The following is a 15,247-nucleotide window of genomic DNA, read 5'->3' on the forward strand; positions in this document are numbered from 1 at the left end:
TCGGGCTACCATGCCGGTTCGCCCGATCGACAGGATGTTGCATAATGCCTTTCAGTACCCGTGTTGCCCGGCCCAGTGATGCCGAGGCGCTCAGCCATGTCGCCGGCCTGACCTTCGCCCTGGCCAGCCCGCCGGATGCTGCGCCCCAGGCGTTGCAGGCCTACATCGACAGGCAGTTGCAGTCCGAGCATTTCGTCCTCCACCTGCTCAATCCGCGCAAGCGCCTGCGGGTGCTGGAGTACCTGGGTAGCGTGGTCGGCTACAGCATGATCGACAGTGCACCTGAAGCCCTGGGGATTGCCGAGGCTGATGGCCTGCCGGAGCTGAGCCGCTGCTATGTGCTGCCCGAGCACCATGGCCACGGCGGCGCCCAGCTGTTGCTCGACGACACCCTGGCGCCGGTGCGCGGGGCGATTCGCCTGACCGTCAATGAACAGAACACCCGGGCCATCCGTTTTTATCAGCGCAATGGTTTTAGCAAGGTCGGCGAGGCGCTGTTCGAATGTGGCCCGGAGCGTCACCGCGACTGGGTGATGGTCGCGCGGCGGTGACAAAACTGGTTACAGTGTCTTCCTCAATTTCTGCTCAAGGTTCTGTTCATGACTGATCTCAGTGCATTCCCGATCACCCGCAAATGGCCGGCCAAACAGCCCGAGCTGCTGCAGCTGTACTCGCTGGCCACGCCCAACGGCGTGAAGGTGTCGATCATGCTCGAGGAGATCGGCCTGGCCTACGAGGTGCACAAGGTCAGCTTCGAGACCAATGACCAGTTGACCCCGGAATTCATTTCCCTGAGCGCCAACAACAAGATCCCGGCGATCCTCGACCCCAATGGCCCGGGTGGCGAGCCGCTGGCGTTGTTCGAGTCCGGGGCGATCCTGGTTTACCTGGCAGAGAAGAGCGGGCAACTGCTGTCGGCGGACCCGGCCCAGCGCTACGAGACCCTGCAGTGGCTGATGTTCCAGATGGGCGGGATCGGGCCGATGTTCGGCCAGGTGGGTTTTTTCCACAAATTCGCTGGCAAGGCGTACGAAGACAAGCGTCCGCGCGACCGTTACGTGGCCGAGTCGCGGCGCTTGCTCGGGGTGCTGGACCAGCGCCTGCAAGGGCGTGAGTGGGTGATGGACGCCTACAGCATTGCCGATATCGCCATTCTGCCCTGGGTGCGCAACCTGGTCGGCTTTTATGAGGCGGGCGAGCTGGTGGGCTTTGATGACTTTGCCAACGTCAAGCGGGTACTGGCGGCGTTCGTACAGCGGCCGGCGGTGGAGCGCGGGTTGAAGATACCTGCATAGGCCTCATCGCGGGTCAAGCCCGCTCCTACAGGATCGGCGCAATCACTGTAGGAGCGGGCTTGACCCGCGATTCAGAACACCTGCCGCAACAGCCAGTACAACCCCCCCGCCAGCATCATCGCCGCCGGCAAGGTCAGCACCCAGGCCATCATCAGGTTGAAGAGGGTGCGCATCTGCAAGCCCGAGCCATTGGCGACCATGCTCCCGGCCACCCCGGACGACAGCACGTGGGTGGTCGACACCGGCAGCCCGTACATGTCCGCGGCACCAATGGTGCACATCGCCACCAGCTCCGCCGACGCGCCCTGGGCGTAGGTCAGGTGGGTCTTGCCGATCTTCTCGCCAACGGTCACCACGATCCGCCGCCAGCCGACCATGGTCCCCAGCCCCAGGGCGATAGCCACGGCGATCTTCACCCACAGCGGAATGTAGCGGGTGGCGTTGTCGATCTGTTGCTTGAATACCTGCACCTTGGCCTGGGTATCGGCATCGAACCGCCCCAGTTGGTGCTTGTCGATCAGGCGGATGGCCTCGGAGGTCAGGTACATGTCGTTGCGCACGTTGGCCATCGCTTCTGCCGGCACCCGGTTGAGCGAACCGTAGCCTTTGACCTCGGTGCCGATCATCCCGGCCAGCGCCGCCAGGGCAGGCACCAGTTCGTCGCTGGCCTGCGGCTCGCGAATGAAGCTGCTGAGGGTTTGTCGCGGGTCTGCCGGTGCGGCCTGCGGGGCGCTGCGCTGCAAGGCCTGCTGGGTGACCTCGGCCACCGCGACGAACTGCAGCGACTGGTCAGCCGGCATGGTCCGGTTCAAGGCATAGGCCATGGGCAGGGTGCCGACCAGGATCAGCATGATCAGGCCCATGCCTTTCTGCCCGTCGTTGGAGCCATGGGCGAAGGACACGCCGGTGCAGGTAAGGATCAACAGCCCGCGAATCCACCAGGGCGGCGGCGTATTGCCGACCGGTGCCTGGTACAGCTCGCGACGCTTGACCAGCATGCGCAGGGCCAGCAGCAACAGCGCCGCGCAGGTAAAGCCCACCAGCGGCGACAGCAACAGTGAGTAACCGACCTTGCTGGCCTGGCTCCAGTCCACGCCGCTGGTGCCGTCACGCCCGTGCATCAGGGCGTTGGCGATGCCGACGCCGATGATCGAGCCGATCAAGGTATGCGATGAGGACGCTGGCAGGCCCAGCCACCAGGTGCCCAGGTTCCAGATGATCGCCGACAGCAACAGGGCAAAGACCATGGAGAAACCGGCCGAGGAGCCGACTTGCAAGATCAGCTCTACCGGCAGCAAGGCGATGATGCCGAAGGCCACCGCACCGCTGGACAGCAGCACGCCGAGAAAATTGAAACAGCCGGACCAGACTACCGCCACCGACGGGGGTAGCGAATGGGTGTAGATCACCGTGGCCACGGCGTTGGCGGTGTCGTGAAAGCCGTTGACGAACTCGAACCCCAGGGCAATCAGCAACGCCAGGCCGAGCAGCACAAAGGGTGTCCAGGTGGTGACCACGGTGCCGGTGGCGTCAATGTCGCGGAACAGGCTCCAGGCGGTATACACCAGGCCGGCCGCCAGTAGGCCGAAGAACAGGGTCAGGGTGGTGCGGCCGGGTTTGTGATTCAGACGCGGGCGTGGATCGTGGTTGGCCAGCGATGGGCTGCCAGCCAGGGTCGGGGTGGTCATGATGACGGGTCCGGGTTACCAGGAAGGGTCTAGCCTTGCCCGGCCATGATAAAAACAATCGCTGACAGCACCGTGACCTCGGTCAAGGAAAGTCCTAGGATCAACAGAGCATTCGATGGAGTGAAGCGATGATCCGCTGCAAACGCGTCTACGATCCGCTGGAGCCTGGCGATGGCCAGCGGGTGCTGGTCGACCGGCTGTGGCCGCGCAACCGGCGCAAGGACCAGCTGCAAGCCTTGTGGTTGCCGGAGGTGGCGCCTTCAACGGCGTTGCGTCAGGCTTTTCATGCCGGTGAAGTGGATTTTGCCGGGTTTGCCGAGCGCTACCGCGAGGAACTGACGGCGCGGCCCGAGCATTGGTGGAAGTTGCTGGGCATGGCCGGGCAGGGCGATGTGACCTTGCTGTATGCTGGCAAGGACACTGAGCACAACAATGCTACGGTGTTGGCGCAATGGCTCGAGGATGAGCTGGAGCGCCAGGGGCCGGGCAGTTCGCCGGTGTGTTATGCCGATGAGTTCAAACCTTGAGTCAATGGGGCTGCTTTGCAGCCCATCGCCGGCAACGCCGGCTCCCACATATCCTGGCCCTTATGACTGTGCAACTAACCCCCGCCACCGACCAGCACCGCACCTTCGCCCGCGACCTCACCCGCCGGGCCATGCTGCCTTATTACCGCGAGTTCGACCTGCTCTGGCAGGAAGAAGCCTTCGACCAGGCCTGGACGTGGCGCGAGCAGTGGCTGATCAGCGAAGCCCGGCAGCCGTTGGGTTACTTCAGCCTCAGCCAGGACCGCCAGGCCCTGTTCATCCGTGAACTGCACCTGCTCGAAGGCTTTCGCGACCGCGGTATCGGCCGCTGGGTGTTAACGCAACTGGCCGACTGGACCCGCCAACGGCAATTGCCGCTGCTGCGCCTGATGGTGTTCAAGAGCAACCCGGCACGGCGCCTGTACGAGCGCGAGGGCTTCGTCTGCATGGGCGAGGACGAGTGCTTTTTGCGCATGCAACGGGCGTTCGCTTAGCTCGACCCGCACCACGCAGCCCTGACGCTGGGTCGCCTGCAGCAACAGGCCCTGCACCGGCAACAAGTCACCAATCAGCAGGTTCTGCAAAATCGGCTTGCCCTCGAAGGTGTTCGGCCCCAGCACCACCCGCTGCAAGCCTTCGACTCGCACCACAGCCTTGCCGACCTTGCCCAGGGTGTTGCCGCTCAAGGTCAGCGGCCCGGCCAGCGGCGCGGCGTTGCGCAGGCTGACGGCGTACTCCGGGCTGTTGCCGATGCGGTTGCCGATCAGGCTCACGGCGCCGACCTCGCTGGCATCCACGGCGCTGCCCCGGCTGTTGCCGATCAGGTTGTCGCTGATCAGCAGCGGCGCGCCAGCCGTCGGCGCCAGGTTGCGTAGCTGGATGCCGTTGCCACGGCTGTCGCCGATCAGGTTGCCAGTGAGCAGCAGGGCGCCCTGTTGCTCGCTGACCTCGATGGCCGCCTTGTGCGCGCCGAGGATCAGGTTGTGCTCAATGCGTGCGCGGGTCTGGCCGCGCAGGCGGATGCCGCTGTTGTTGTCGATGCCGCGCAGCTGGTTGTTGCGCACTGTCACTTGGCTGTCGCGCACGTCGATGGCGTACTGCCGAGACTGGCCGAACTGGCTGTTGTCGATCTGCGCCTGACTGTGTTGCAGCTCCACGGCGCTGGCCAGTTCAGTGAACTGGCTGTCGCGGATCAGCAGCGTGGCCGGGCGGGTTGACGCTGCCTGCTGGCTGCTCAAGGCGGTGGTCAGGCCGCGCGAGAGGTTGGCGTTGTAGCCCAGGCGGTTGAGGGTCGAGCCCAGCACCTGGGTATGGCTGCCGGCCCAGGCCACCACGAACGGCCGCCAGGCGCGGTCGGTGCTGCCCGGTTTGTCGCCGGCGACGCTTTCCAGGCGTGACTGGTTCAGGCCCAGCCAGCCCTGGTTGATCAACGCCGTGCCGGAGTAGCTGTACAGGTACAGGCTGGTGCCCTCAAGCAACAGGCCGCCGTCGTTGGCGATCAGCAGCGGGTAGCTGAGCAGATAGCCGTCCTTGTAGCGCTTGATGATCTTCGGGTTGTTCAGGGCATCGTGCAACTGCGCGAGGGTAATGCTGCCGCCGCGCACCATTACCGCTTGCGGGTGATGCGCCTGGTAGCCGGCAATGGCGCGGAACAGGCCGTTGTTGACGAACGGCTCGAACGGCCAGCTGCCAGCCTGGGACGAGAACATCGGTTGCAGGCTGACACTGGCGCGGCCAGCCGGGCGCGGGCGTTCGTCGACCTGCAGCTGCACGGCCTGGCTGACTTGTTGCTGCAACTGCTGCAGGTCGCGCTGGTGTTCGGCGCTGTTTACCGCGCTCAGTGTTTGCTGCAGTGGCAGGCTCTGGCTGGCGGCCTGGGCCATGGCGCTGAACAGCAGCGCCAGGCAGGAAAGGGTAAGCGGGCGGGCAAGCATGGCCATGACGGTTCGTCCTTGGGTTACGGCAGTTTGGGATAGAACGGCTTGAGCGGGCCGCCGATCTGGCTGTAGTTGTCGACCTCGCCGTCCTCGCTGTCATACAGCTGGCGAGCCAGGCGGTTGCCGGGGGCGCGCTGCAGGAAGGGGATCAGCCAGGCCAGCTTGTATGGGGCGACGTCGGTCTGCGACTGGCCCTTGAGCTCGGGCAGGCCGTCGGGGTCGAGGATGCTGCGGGCGGCGAAGTTGGCCAGCAGTTCCAGGGTCTGCTGATCGTCGCTGCTCCACGGCAGGCCATTGGCCCGCGCCGATTCCGCCAGCAGTACCAGTGGCACCAGGGCGTACTGGCTGTAGGTGGCGGCCAGCTTGCTGCGCGCCACTTCCAGCGGCAGGTAGGCGTAGTTGCCATCGCTGGATTTCACCGCTTGCTGCAGGCCGCGACGCAGGTTGCCGTCGGCCCACTGGATGAAGTCGTCGCGCTGCACCAGCATGCCGGTGGCGGCCACGGCCCAGGCCGCCCAGTAGTCATGGTTGTTGAACCAGGTAAAGCCCGGCGTGCGGCGCGGCTGGTACTCGGCGATGATGCGTTCGCCGAGCTGGCTGAACCAGGCCTTCTGGGCCGGCGACAATTGCAGCTTGGCGTCGCTGGCGGCCTGGGTCATCAGCAGGGTCGAGGCCATGGCCGCCACCGCCCATTTGCGTGCGGCCATGCCGGTGCTGCTGGCGTCGGGGTTGAGCAGTGCACCGGCCTGGGCCCAGCGCTCCAGCCACTGGTCCTGGCAGGCCAGGGCCATGTTCGCCTCCTGCGGATTCTTGGCCCGCTGGAAGCGCTTGCTGGCGTAGATCAGGCCGCCGATGAACTGTTTGACCTGCTTGCCGATCTGTTCGCTGTTGGCGTCCGGGCTGCTGCGCAGGGTCGACTTGCTGGCGTCGCGCTGGTCGTACTTGCTTTGCAACTGCAAGCTGCCGGTGTAGGGCGCTGGTACTTGCTTGCTGCAGCTCAGGGTCCGGTAGTCGGCAATCATCGCCGACTGCGCGGTGGCCCGCGGCGGCCAGATCGAGCTGGCCGCCAGGCTGTTGCTCAACTGCAGGCTGGCGCACAGGCCCAGGCCCAGCGCGGTCCAGGTCTTTACAGGCATACGCGGGTTTCCACTTGGGTGGCGGCAGTGCCGGGCTTGGTCGGTTCCATGAACACCGACAGCAGGTTGGCGCCGGCAAATTCCTTGGCGCGGCTCAACTCAAGGTAGTACTGGCCGCCGGTGACCACCGCTTCGCGGCGGAACCAGACTTTGTCGCGGGCACCGTTGTCGTAATAGACGATCAGGTAGAAGTCCTTGACGTTCTTGTCGCTGATACGGATATCGAGAAAGCCCTGGCCGTTGCCGAGCTGCTTGCGGCCATCACCTGCGTTGCTGAGCAGCTCGATGCGCTCGTTGACCCGCAGCGGCGGGCGCTGCACACGGTTGGCCAGGACCTCGGTGGACACCGGGCAACCGCCTTTGACCGCCGGGATCAGTTGGCGGTACATCGACTCGGATTCCAACTGGTAGTTGGCCGGCAGCTCCCAGATGATCAGCTTCGGCGGCGCCTTGGGCTTGTAGTTCTCCGACAGCAGGTATTCGAGCAGCGAGCCGTCCTGGCCAACACCGGGCAGGGCGTAGTTGAGGATGTCGACCTCCAGGTACTGTTTCAGGTAGCCGTCGAAGTTGAACTGCTTGCTCTCGTCCTCACGGGCGGCGGCGTTACTGTCGCCGACCAGGATCACTTCAGGGTCCGGCGCGTCGTCGAACAGTGCATCGGCGCCGTCGGCTTCGGGGATGGTCTGGTAGCCACGCACATACTGGAAACCATAGTTGTTGCCGCAGATATAACTCAACGCCAGGTTCAGCGTGCCGTCCTTGGGCACCATGACCCCGGGCTCGGTGCGGTAGCGCTTCTTGCTCAGCTCGGCATAGAACGGCTGGCGCCGCACTTCCTCGGCTACCAGGCGTGCCGTGGCTTCGGCACCGGCGGGGGTCCAGTGGTGGTCACGGCGAAAGAAGAACTCGCCCTTGGGCGGGGTGTGCACCAGTTGCATCAATGGCGGCACCACCGCGCCAGCGGCGCGCAGTTGTTGCAGGTAGCTTTCGAGGTTGCTGCTGGCGCGGGCAAAGTCGAAGCCGTGCAGCTTGTCGGCGTAGAGTTTGTCGCGGTGCATCAGGCCGCGGGTCGGTTGTACCGCCATGGCCACGTGGATGCCCTGCTGGCGGAAGGCGGCCATCAAACGGGCGAATTCCGCGCGCATTGGCGCCGGGATGCCAAAATCATTGGTCAGGTCGACCGCCGAGCGAAACAGCCAGCGGTCCTTGGCCGGGACGATTTCACGCATCAGCTTCATGCGCCCTTCGGCGTAGTTCTGTGGGTTGCTCAAGCCCGGGCAGACCATGCACTCAAGGCTGCTGCAGGCGGCCTTGCCTGGCTCTGCGGCTACGCCTGGGGTGCTCAGCAGAGGGCTCAGCAGTGCGGCCAGGCCAAGGGGAAGAATGCGCTTCATGGCCATGGATCACTCGCTCGGGTCGATGCTGTTGGCCAGGCTCATGCTGCGATAGCCGGCGCCCTGGGGCAGCAGCACGTAGCTGTAGGAGCGGCCTTTTTTCAGGAACAGCTCATCGAACCTGGCCACGTTCTGCTCATCGACGTAGGCGGCAAAGCCGATCTTGATCTCGTTGACCATGCGGCTGCCGGTCTGGTCCTTGCCCAGCGGCTCGACGATCACGTGCTTGCCGTCGACGGTTTTCAGCGCCGCCTGGGCCGCGGTCAGGTTGTAGAAGGCGACCTGGGCTTTCTTCGGTTCGTTGACGTATTTGTCGGCGATCAGGGTCAGCTTGCTGCCATCAAAGACCACGGTGCTGGCGGCATTGGCCTTGAGCTGCGGCTCGATGGCGGTAGCGCCGACGGCGATCTTGTGCGCGCCGGCCGGGGTGAAACGGTAGCCGCTGAGCTGGCCGGCGGCGACCCGTTGCGGGCTGATCTTGCCGCTCAGGGTCACGTCGATGTTGGCGTTGGACAGGTTGAGCACGCGGACGAAGGCCGAGTCGGCCGGGGCCACGGCGTCGTACAGGTCGGCATTGCCTTCGGCGCCATGGGCAGCGGCGCTGCCCAGCAGCAGGGCGGAAGTGGCGAGCAGGCGTTGCAGTGCAATGTTCATCAGTCTCTCCTTAGAAATGTTGGGTCTGGCCGGGGCGGCTCAGGGAGCCGAGGCGGTGGGCGAGCAGGGTGCGCAGGGGGAACTCCCAGACCACGGTGTCGATCTCGGGGTTGCTCAGCTGGTCGCTGGCAAGGAACTGGCTCATGGCCTCGAACGGCCCGCGGGCTTCCACCGAAACACTGAGCAGGTCGCGGTTGAGCGCCTCCTTGAGAAAGCCGACGAAGTTCCAGTCATCGATCTTGCTGTAACTGGTGCCGACCAGCATCAGGCTCTGGTTTTCGCTGGCGAACAGGTCGCCGGCGTTCTGTTCGGCCTTGAGGGTTTCGTACAGGGCGATCTGGCTGGGGCCGAACTGCGGCGCCAGTTGCGCATGGTTGAACTGGATGTAGTTCATCAGGTCGCCCTTGACCGTCTTGTCGGCGACCTTGTGCGACAGGTAGCGCTCGTCGCCAAGCAGTTCCGGGTGCTGGCGGGCCAGCTCGTAGGCGCTCAGGCGCGCGCCTTCCGGGCTCCAGTGGGTGTCGGACTTGAGGAACAGCCCGGGGCCGGCGAGGTTGGCCAGAAACGCCGAACGCAGCGGCGTGACGGCAATGTTCTGCGCCTGCAGGCGTTCGACGAAACGGTCGTACAGGCTGATTGCCCGCGGGTCGATCGCGCGTTCGGCGTGGGCGGCGTACACGTCGGCTTTCATCGGCAGCGGCAGCAGGATCAGGCGCTTGTTGTGGGCCTTGAGCTGCTGCCCGATCTCGGCGATCTGCTTGAGCTGGCCGTCCAGATTGGCCTGCAGATCATTCGGCACGCGGTACTCCTGGTTGGTGTAGAGCCAGCCGTCCTTGCCCAGCACCACGCCTTTGGTGCCTTCGTCGAACAGCCGGTACTGGGCGTTGGCCCACAGCTCGACCGACGGCTCACGCAGGAAAAAGCGCTTCTCGTAGACTTGCTCGAACTTGCGCAGCAGCTTGCCGTCGACGAACAGGTTCCAGGCGTCGGTCTGGTTGCGGGCAAAACTGAACACTGGCGGCAGCGAGTAGACGAACATGCCCGCCAGCAGGACGCCGAAGGCAATGCCGTTGACCTTGCTGGCTGAATTCATGACCGGGTACATGGCGCTCTCCTAGAACTGAAAGTACAAAAAGGGCGAGAACGAATGCGCCGCCAGGCTGCTCAGCGCCAGGGTAAAGCCTGCCCACAGCAGCAGCGCCTTGAGACCGCCGACATGGCGCATGAAGTACTGCTCCTTGTGGCCGGCGTAGAAGCGCACGTTGTTGTTGCCGGCCAGCACCAGCCAGCACAGGGCAATGGCGGCGAACGACATGGCCATCTTCGAGGCGCCGAGCACGTACAGGTCCAGCGAGCCCAGGCCGTTGAGGCCGAACAGCGCCTGGTAGATGTCGATGCTGTGGCGCAGGTCGTTGGTGAAGAACAGCGGCATGCTCAGGATGATCAGCACGAAGGTGCGCAGGTTGCGGCCCAGGTGGTAGGGCGTGGTGATCTTGGTGGCGAGGTTGAACTTGCGCTCGATGACCATGCCGAAACCGAAGAACAGCCCCCAGCAGATAAAGGCGAAACTGGCGCCATGCCACAGGCCCGACAGCAGCATGGTGTAGACCAGCGCCGGCAGCGCCCCGGCGATGCGCTTGCGCACCAGCGGCATGTACACGTAGTCGCGCAGAAAGTGCGCCAGGGTCATGTGCCAGCGGGCCCAGAACTCGGTGATGCTCTGCGACACATAGGGCTGGTTGAAGTTCTCCGGAAAGCGAAAACCCATCATCAAGGCCAGGCCCAGGGCCATGTGGCTGTAGCCGGCGAAGTCGAAGTACAGCTGCAGGGTCGAGACCACCAGGCCGAACCAGGCATCGCTCAACTGCAGGGTGCCTTCGCTGATGAACAGCACGTTGATCGGCGCCAGTTGGTCGGCGATCAGCACCTTCATGATGAAGCCGAGCATGAAACGGCACACGCCCAGGGAAAACAGCTCCAGCGAGTGGCTGCGCTGGCGCAGCTGCGGCGCCAGTTGGCTGTAGCGCAGGATCGGGCCGGCGACCAGGTGCGGGAACAGCGCGACGAAGGCGGCGAAGTCGATGAAGTTGTTGGTTGGCGTGGCGTCCTTGCGGTAGATGTCGACGATGTAGCTCAGGGCATGAAACACATAGAACGAGATGCCCAGCGGCAGGAAGATCGTTTCCAGGGTGAAGGTGTTGATGCCCAGCGGCGCGAGCAGGGCGGCCAGCACCTCGGCGCCGAAGTTAGCGTACTTGAAATAGCCCAGGGTCGACAGGTTGCCGATGATGCCGATCCACAGCAGGCGAAAGGCCCAGCGCTTGTCGCCGGCATCCAGGCGCGCCTTGATGCGCAGGCCGAACCAGTAGTTCCAGTAGGTAATGGCCACGAACAACAGGAGAAAGTCCGGCCGCCACCAGGCATAGAAGATGTAGCTGGCGGCGACGATCACCGTCGAGCGCCACGGCGTCCGGGCGAGAAAGTACACGGCCAGGAACAGCGGCAGGTAGAGGAACAGGAACACGTTGGAGGCGAAGATCATCTCGGGTTCCGTCCTTAGTAGCTGACCACGACGCCGAAGGTCAGCTGGTAGTCATCACCACTGTCCAGGGCGTTGCCGGCATTGAGGTAGCTGGCGCTGACCAGGGCGTTGACGTCCAGGTGCTTGCCGTCGATGGCCACCGGAAACATCTTCCAGTAGTAGTTGAGGTCGAGCATCTGCCCGACGTCCTTGCCGTTGCCGTGGCTGCCCTGGGCGATGGCGCGGTTGCGCTCGCTGCGCTGGTCGCCGTCGAGGCGGATCGGCAGGGTGCCGTTGGCGTCGCGCAGCTTGAGTTCGGTCAGGCGAAAATCGAGGGCGCTGCGCGGCGTCGGGTTGGTTTCCAGGGCGATGCCGTAGTAGCTCAGGTTGCGCAGGTCGAGGCTGACGAAGGAGCTGGCCAGGCGCGTGCTGTAGCTACCCTGGCGGGTGATGCGGTCGGACTGGATGGCATTGAGGCGAAAGCCGTCGTTGTCGTTGCTCGGCTTGTCGGTCAGGCCGCCGCGCAAGGCCACCCGTGGTGTCCACGGCAGGTCGTGAAAGCGTTTGCCGATTTCGCCCAGGGCCGCCCAGCCGCTGGCGTTGTGGCCGCTGCTGGTGACGCCGTTGACGTCGGTGTTGTCGACTTTGCCGTCCAGGCCCGCGAGTTCCAGGTGGTAGTCGCTGAACAGCGGCGTCACGTCAAGATCGTCTGCCTTGAAGAACAGCCCGTAGCGCATGCCCTTGAAGTCGTAGCGGTCTTCGGCGTCGTGGCCGCTGTGGTCGTTCTCGTGCATCAGGCGCACGCCAGCCCAGTTGTGCTCGCTCCAGCGGTAGGCGTATTCGCCCATCAGGTAGGTGGTGCGCTCCTCGCTGTCGGCCAGGCGGTTGACGTCGCTGTTGTAGTTGTAGAACTTCTGCGCCACGGCCACGAAGCCACGGGAGAAGGTGTCGTTGTAGTTGAAACGCAGCGACTCGATGCTGTCGTCCCACCAGATGCCGTAGTCGTCGAAATAGCGCTGGCGCCCGGCCGACAGCGAGAAGCGCGGGTCGTCGCCGAGCAGGTTGCGTTTCACATACAGTTCGCGCAGTTCGGCGTACCAGCCTTCGGGCTGGTCGCGGTCGAGGTTGTTGGCGTTTTCGTTCTGCACGCTGGCCGACTCGCTGGAGTCATAGTTCAGCCAGACGCGGCCGTAGACCATCCACTTGGCCCAGCGTTTTTCCGGCGAGTACCAGGCGAACGACGGCTCGTAGCGCAAGCTGTAGAACATCTCGCGGCTGCGGCCGACTTCGGAGTTCTCTGGGCCGTAGCCGGTTTGCACGGTGAGCTTGTTGAAGAACTCCGAGGTGATCACCGGCTCGCTGCTGTCGGCCTCGGGGCCGGTGACTTCTTCCAGGGCGTGTGCCGGGTACAGCGGTGCCAGGGCCAGCAGGGCGCCGAACAAGGGGTGGTGGGCTTTCACAGGGTTGCCTCCTTCAACAGATCGTTGCGTGCCGCCAGGGCGCGCACGATGTCATCCTTTTTCAGGGTCTTTTCCAGGCGCTTGACCAGGCTGCGGGCACCGTTCTCGCCCAGTGCCAGGGCCACCTGGGCATAGGTGTAGGCCTTGACCGGGTCGTGGCAGATGGCACGCCCGTAAGCGTGCAAGGTGGCCATGCGGTACCAGGCGGCGGTGGAGCCTGCCCGGGCCTGGGCCTGGAAAATCTCCAGGGCCCTGTCCTGGTCGGGCTGGTCGGCCACGCCCTTGCTGTAGTACTCGGCCAGCAGCAGCTCGGCGTCGGGGTAGCGGTTGGCGAGCAGCTCGTCGATCAGCGCGCGGGCCTTGTCCGGGTCCAGGGTCAGCCAGTTGTTGACCATGTAGAACGAGGCCTGCAGCGCCTTGGCCCGGGTCGCTTCGCGAGCCTGGACCTGGTCGATCAGCGCCTGGGTCTCTTCGGCGTTGTGCTCGGTGGGGTTGGAGATCATGAAGTTGGCCTTGGACACCATCGCCGGCACAAAACCGCGTTCGACGGCGTTGTCGCGCCAGCGGTGGGCTTCGGCGCGGGCCAGGTCCAGGGCATCGCTGCGCTGTTTCTCCAGGGCCAGTTGCGCGGCGTCCGGTGGCACCCGCGCCGGGCCCATGGCGCTGGCCTGACGCTCGTAGCGGTCGGCTTCCTGCTCGGCGCGCTGCACGCTGTTGATGCTGTCGAGCAACGAGCCGATGCGATGCACGATCTCCACGGCCAGGGTCGGGCGCAGGGGTTCGAGGCTGCGGGCAAAGGCCGCGAAGGCGCGGTCCTGATCGTCGCCGAGGAAGCGGTAGTAGCGATCAATCGCCCGCACATCCACCCGCACCGCCTGCTGGTACCAGCGCTCGGCGCCGGCGCGGTCACCCTGGCGCTCGGCCAGCACGGCCTGGTACAGCTCGGGGCGGCAGTTGAGCAGGCACGACTGCTGGTACAGCGCCAGCAACTGCCCGGCCTGTTCGGTGGAGACCAGTTGCGGGTAAACCAGGAACACCTCCAGGGTGGTGCTGGCATTGCGCGGGTCGAGGGTCGCCGGATAGCGCGTCAGGGCCTGGGCCATCCACTCGCGCTGACTGTTTTGCAGGCTCGGGGTGCGGTCCAGCAGGCGCGCCAGCGAGGCCAGCGCCGGGACCTGGCCACGGCCATCGGCAAACGCCTCTTTATACAGGCCGATGATTTCCGGGCGGCTGGCGCCATCGCTGTTGGCCAGCACATCACCGAGCAGCAGCTTGGACGCCAGGTCACCGCGGTCGGCCAGGGCGCGCAGGTCGTCACTGACATTGGCGCTCGGGTCCTTGTACAGCGCGTAGCGGATCTGCTCCAGGCTTTGTCCGGCCAGGGCGCTGCTGGCGCAGGCCAGGCCGATGCTGGCCAGCAGCAGGCGGGAGGGCGTCTTCGCATTCATTGCCTATTCCTTCCTTGCGGGTGCTTAGCGCGAAGCCGTGAACGGCAGGCCCAGGTACAGGTCCACCGCCACCGGCTTCTGGTACGCGGCGCGGGGCAGCGGGCTGTCGGGGGCGATGGTCAGGGCCAGGTTCTTGTTGGCTTCATCGACATGGGAGTCAATGACCTTGCCGCTGAAGGTCTCATCCAGCCCGAACACCTTGAGGTCCACCGAGGTCACCCGGCCGATGTCGGCGAGCTTGTCGAACGGCACGTTGGCGGTGACGAACAGGCCTTCATCCCTGGGCAGCAGATGCACCAGCGGTGCTTGCTTGTAGCCGTAGCCGTCCAGGGGTTTGCTTGGGAAGTACACCTCGCAGTCGCACGGGCTGTTGATCACGGTCTCGATGGTGGCGCGCCCGAGCAGGGTCTGCAGGTCGCCCGGCGAGAGGTCGGCGACCGCTTTCATGTCGGCCGGGCTGGTGAAACTGGTGGCCAGCTGGGTGGAGATGCTCGCCACCGGCGTGCCGGCCTTGACCTCGGTCTGCCCCGGCGCCAGGAGGAACTTCACATAGCCGTTGTCGGGCATGCTGATGACCTGAGCGTTGGCCGAGACCTGGGCCTGCACCGCGGGGATGCGAAAGAACAGCAAGTAGCACTTGTAGGCGACAAAGCCCAGTGCGGCGAGGCCGGCGGCGGCGTACAGCAGGGTGCCGAGGGTGGCCTTGAGGCGCTCGCCCGAGCTGCGCGCGCTGGCGTACTTGTGCTTGCGCTCCTTGATGTAGTTTTCCCGCTGCATCACGTTGAACAGGCCATTGATGTCGGCGATCTCGCCCGACAGGTAGGCGCTGATGATGTAGCGCAGGATGTCGCGTTTTTGCGAGTCGAGCTCGACGAACTGGGCGCCGACTTCCTGGCCGCGCTGGGAGACGATCTTGATCTGGCTGTCGATGTTCAGGTCGACCTGGTTCAGGCGCAGCTGGATCGAGGCGTGGTACAGGCTGCCGATCTTCAGCGGCTCGGGGTGAACCAGGCCGATACCGCCCAGGGAGATATCCTGCAGGGTGCTGTCGAACGGCGGCTGGCCGGTCGCGCTGAGCGTGACCCGGGCATTGAGTTTGGTGCGCACGTACTGGCGTTCGTCGATCGCTTCGTGGACTACGTTCGCGGGTACTGCGGGTGTGCTTGAGCTACTCATGGCAGGCGCCT

At 64.8% G+C, this 15,247-nt stretch carries 13 protein-coding genes and 1 pseudogene; 4 read left to right on the forward strand and 10 right to left on the reverse strand.

The window, feature by feature from the left end:
- The first annotated feature begins 44 nt into the window (after window positions 1-44).
- Window positions 45-551: a GNAT family N-acetyltransferase gene (locus KHO53_RS21785; protein ID WP_010221859.1), complete on the forward strand. Its 507-nt coding sequence runs from the start codon at window positions 45-47 to the stop codon at window positions 549-551.
- Window positions 552-599: 48 nt separating this feature from the next.
- Window positions 600-1,295 (forward strand): glutathione S-transferase N-terminal domain-containing protein, encoded by a 696-nt coding sequence (locus tag KHO53_RS21790; protein WP_213570820.1) that lies wholly within the window; start codon window positions 600-602, stop codon window positions 1,293-1,295.
- 71 nt (window positions 1,296-1,366) lie between these two features.
- Here KHO53_RS21790 and KHO53_RS21795 read toward each other — a convergent pair whose 3' ends face one another.
- Window positions 1,367-2,983 (reverse strand): inorganic phosphate transporter, encoded by a 1,617-nt coding sequence (locus KHO53_RS21795; protein ID WP_036995976.1) that lies wholly within the window; start codon window positions 2,981-2,983, stop codon window positions 1,367-1,369.
- A gap of 128 nt (window positions 2,984-3,111) precedes the next feature.
- On the opposite strand from KHO53_RS21795, the gene KHO53_RS21800 reads away from it, so the two are divergent.
- Together KHO53_RS21800 and KHO53_RS21805 are read left to right on the forward strand one after the other, a co-directional pair.
- Window positions 3,112-3,510 carry a DUF488 domain-containing protein gene (locus tag KHO53_RS21800; protein ID WP_159388490.1) on the forward strand — a complete coding sequence of 133 codons (399 nt, stop codon included), beginning with the start codon at window positions 3,112-3,114 and terminating at the stop codon, window positions 3,508-3,510.
- 62 nt (window positions 3,511-3,572) lie between these two features.
- Complete coding sequence (locus KHO53_RS21805; protein WP_026001234.1) at window positions 3,573-4,004, forward strand: GNAT family N-acetyltransferase; 432 nt, start codon at window positions 3,573-3,575, stop codon at window positions 4,002-4,004.
- Between the two features lie 267 nt (window positions 4,005-4,271).
- Here the strand turns inward: KHO53_RS21805 and KHO53_RS25690 are convergent.
- The 9 genes and pseudogenes from KHO53_RS25690 to KHO53_RS21850 form a co-directional block, all read right to left on the reverse strand.
- Window positions 4,272-5,450 (reverse strand): annotated as a pseudogene (locus KHO53_RS25690) (right-handed parallel beta-helix repeat-containing protein); the annotation flags it as partial.
- Between the two features lie 17 nt (window positions 5,451-5,467).
- The gene (locus tag KHO53_RS21815; protein WP_213570821.1) at window positions 5,468-6,583 is read right to left on the reverse strand and encodes a polysaccharide lyase; all 1,116 of its coding nucleotides are present in this window, start codon (window positions 6,581-6,583) and stop codon (window positions 5,468-5,470) included.
- Window positions 6,574-7,983, reverse strand: coding sequence for an alginate O-acetyltransferase AlgX-related protein (locus KHO53_RS21820; RefSeq protein WP_249684637.1), 1,410 nt, complete (start codon window positions 7,981-7,983; stop codon window positions 6,574-6,576). Before KHO53_RS21820 ends, KHO53_RS21815 begins: the two co-directional genes overlap by 10 nt.
- 3 nt (window positions 7,984-7,986) lie before the next feature.
- Window positions 7,987-8,631, reverse strand: coding sequence for an alginate O-acetyltransferase AlgF (locus tag KHO53_RS21825; protein ID WP_010221868.1), 645 nt, complete (start codon window positions 8,629-8,631; stop codon window positions 7,987-7,989).
- Window positions 8,632-8,641: 10 nt separating this feature from the next.
- Entirely contained in the window at window positions 8,642-9,736 is a 1,095-nt protein-coding gene (locus tag KHO53_RS21830) for an alginate O-acetyltransferase (protein WP_213570822.1), read from the reverse strand.
- Between the two features lie 9 nt (window positions 9,737-9,745).
- Window positions 9,746-11,173, reverse strand: a complete 1,428-nt coding sequence (locus KHO53_RS21835; protein ID WP_213570823.1) for an MBOAT family O-acyltransferase — start codon at window positions 11,171-11,173, stop codon at window positions 9,746-9,748.
- 14 nt (window positions 11,174-11,187) lie between these two features.
- Window positions 11,188-12,612, reverse strand: coding sequence for an alginate export family protein (locus KHO53_RS21840; RefSeq protein ID WP_213570824.1), 1,425 nt, complete (start codon window positions 12,610-12,612; stop codon window positions 11,188-11,190).
- A complete protein-coding gene (locus KHO53_RS21845; RefSeq protein ID WP_036995962.1) occupies window positions 12,609-14,060 on the reverse strand; it encodes an SEL1-like repeat protein in 1,452 nt (483 codons plus the stop codon). Before KHO53_RS21845 ends, KHO53_RS21840 begins: the two co-directional genes overlap by 4 nt.
- Window positions 14,061-14,084: 24 nt before the next feature.
- Window positions 14,085-15,236 carry a PilZ domain-containing protein gene (locus KHO53_RS21850; protein WP_213570825.1) on the reverse strand — a complete coding sequence of 384 codons (1,152 nt, stop codon included), beginning with the start codon at window positions 15,234-15,236 and terminating at the stop codon, window positions 14,085-14,087.
- Window positions 15,237-15,247 lie beyond the last annotated feature (11 nt).

The organism is Pseudomonas sp. RC2C2 (assembly GCF_018390435.1).
Taxonomy (GTDB): Bacteria; Pseudomonadota; Gammaproteobacteria; order Pseudomonadales; family Pseudomonadaceae; genus Aquipseudomonas; species Aquipseudomonas donghuensis.

Excerpts from the sequence above, each read along its gene's own strand:
- KHO53_RS21805 (WP_026001234.1), top strand. The coding sequence starts at position 3,573 with ATGACTGTGCAACTAACCCCCGCCACCGACCAGCACCGCACCTTCGCC.
- KHO53_RS21795 (WP_036995976.1), bottom strand. The coding sequence starts at position 2,983 with ATGACCACCCCGACCCTGGCTGGCAGCCCATCGCTGGCCAACCACGAT.
- KHO53_RS21785 (WP_010221859.1), top strand. The coding sequence starts at position 45 with ATGCCTTTCAGTACCCGTGTTGCCCGGCCCAGTGATGCCGAGGCGCTC.
- KHO53_RS21835 (WP_213570823.1), bottom strand. The coding sequence starts at position 11,173 with ATGATCTTCGCCTCCAACGTGTTCCTGTTCCTCTACCTGCCGCTGTTC.
- KHO53_RS21825 (WP_010221868.1), bottom strand. The coding sequence starts at position 8,631 with ATGAACATTGCACTGCAACGCCTGCTCGCCACTTCCGCCCTGCTGCTG.
- KHO53_RS21845 (WP_036995962.1), bottom strand. The coding sequence starts at position 14,060 with ATGAATGCGAAGACGCCCTCCCGCCTGCTGCTGGCCAGCATCGGCCTG.
- KHO53_RS21820 (WP_249684637.1), bottom strand. The coding sequence starts at position 7,983 with ATGGCCATGAAGCGCATTCTTCCCCTTGGCCTGGCCGCACTGCTGAGC.
- KHO53_RS21850 (WP_213570825.1), bottom strand. The coding sequence starts at position 15,236 with ATGAGTAGCTCAAGCACACCCGCAGTACCCGCGAACGTAGTCCACGAA.
- KHO53_RS21800 (WP_159388490.1), top strand. The coding sequence starts at position 3,112 with ATGATCCGCTGCAAACGCGTCTACGATCCGCTGGAGCCTGGCGATGGC.
- KHO53_RS21790 (WP_213570820.1), top strand. The coding sequence starts at position 600 with ATGACTGATCTCAGTGCATTCCCGATCACCCGCAAATGGCCGGCCAAA.
- KHO53_RS21815 (WP_213570821.1), bottom strand. The coding sequence starts at position 6,583 with ATGCCTGTAAAGACCTGGACCGCGCTGGGCCTGGGCCTGTGCGCCAGC.
- KHO53_RS21830 (WP_213570822.1), bottom strand. The coding sequence starts at position 9,736 with ATGTACCCGGTCATGAATTCAGCCAGCAAGGTCAACGGCATTGCCTTC.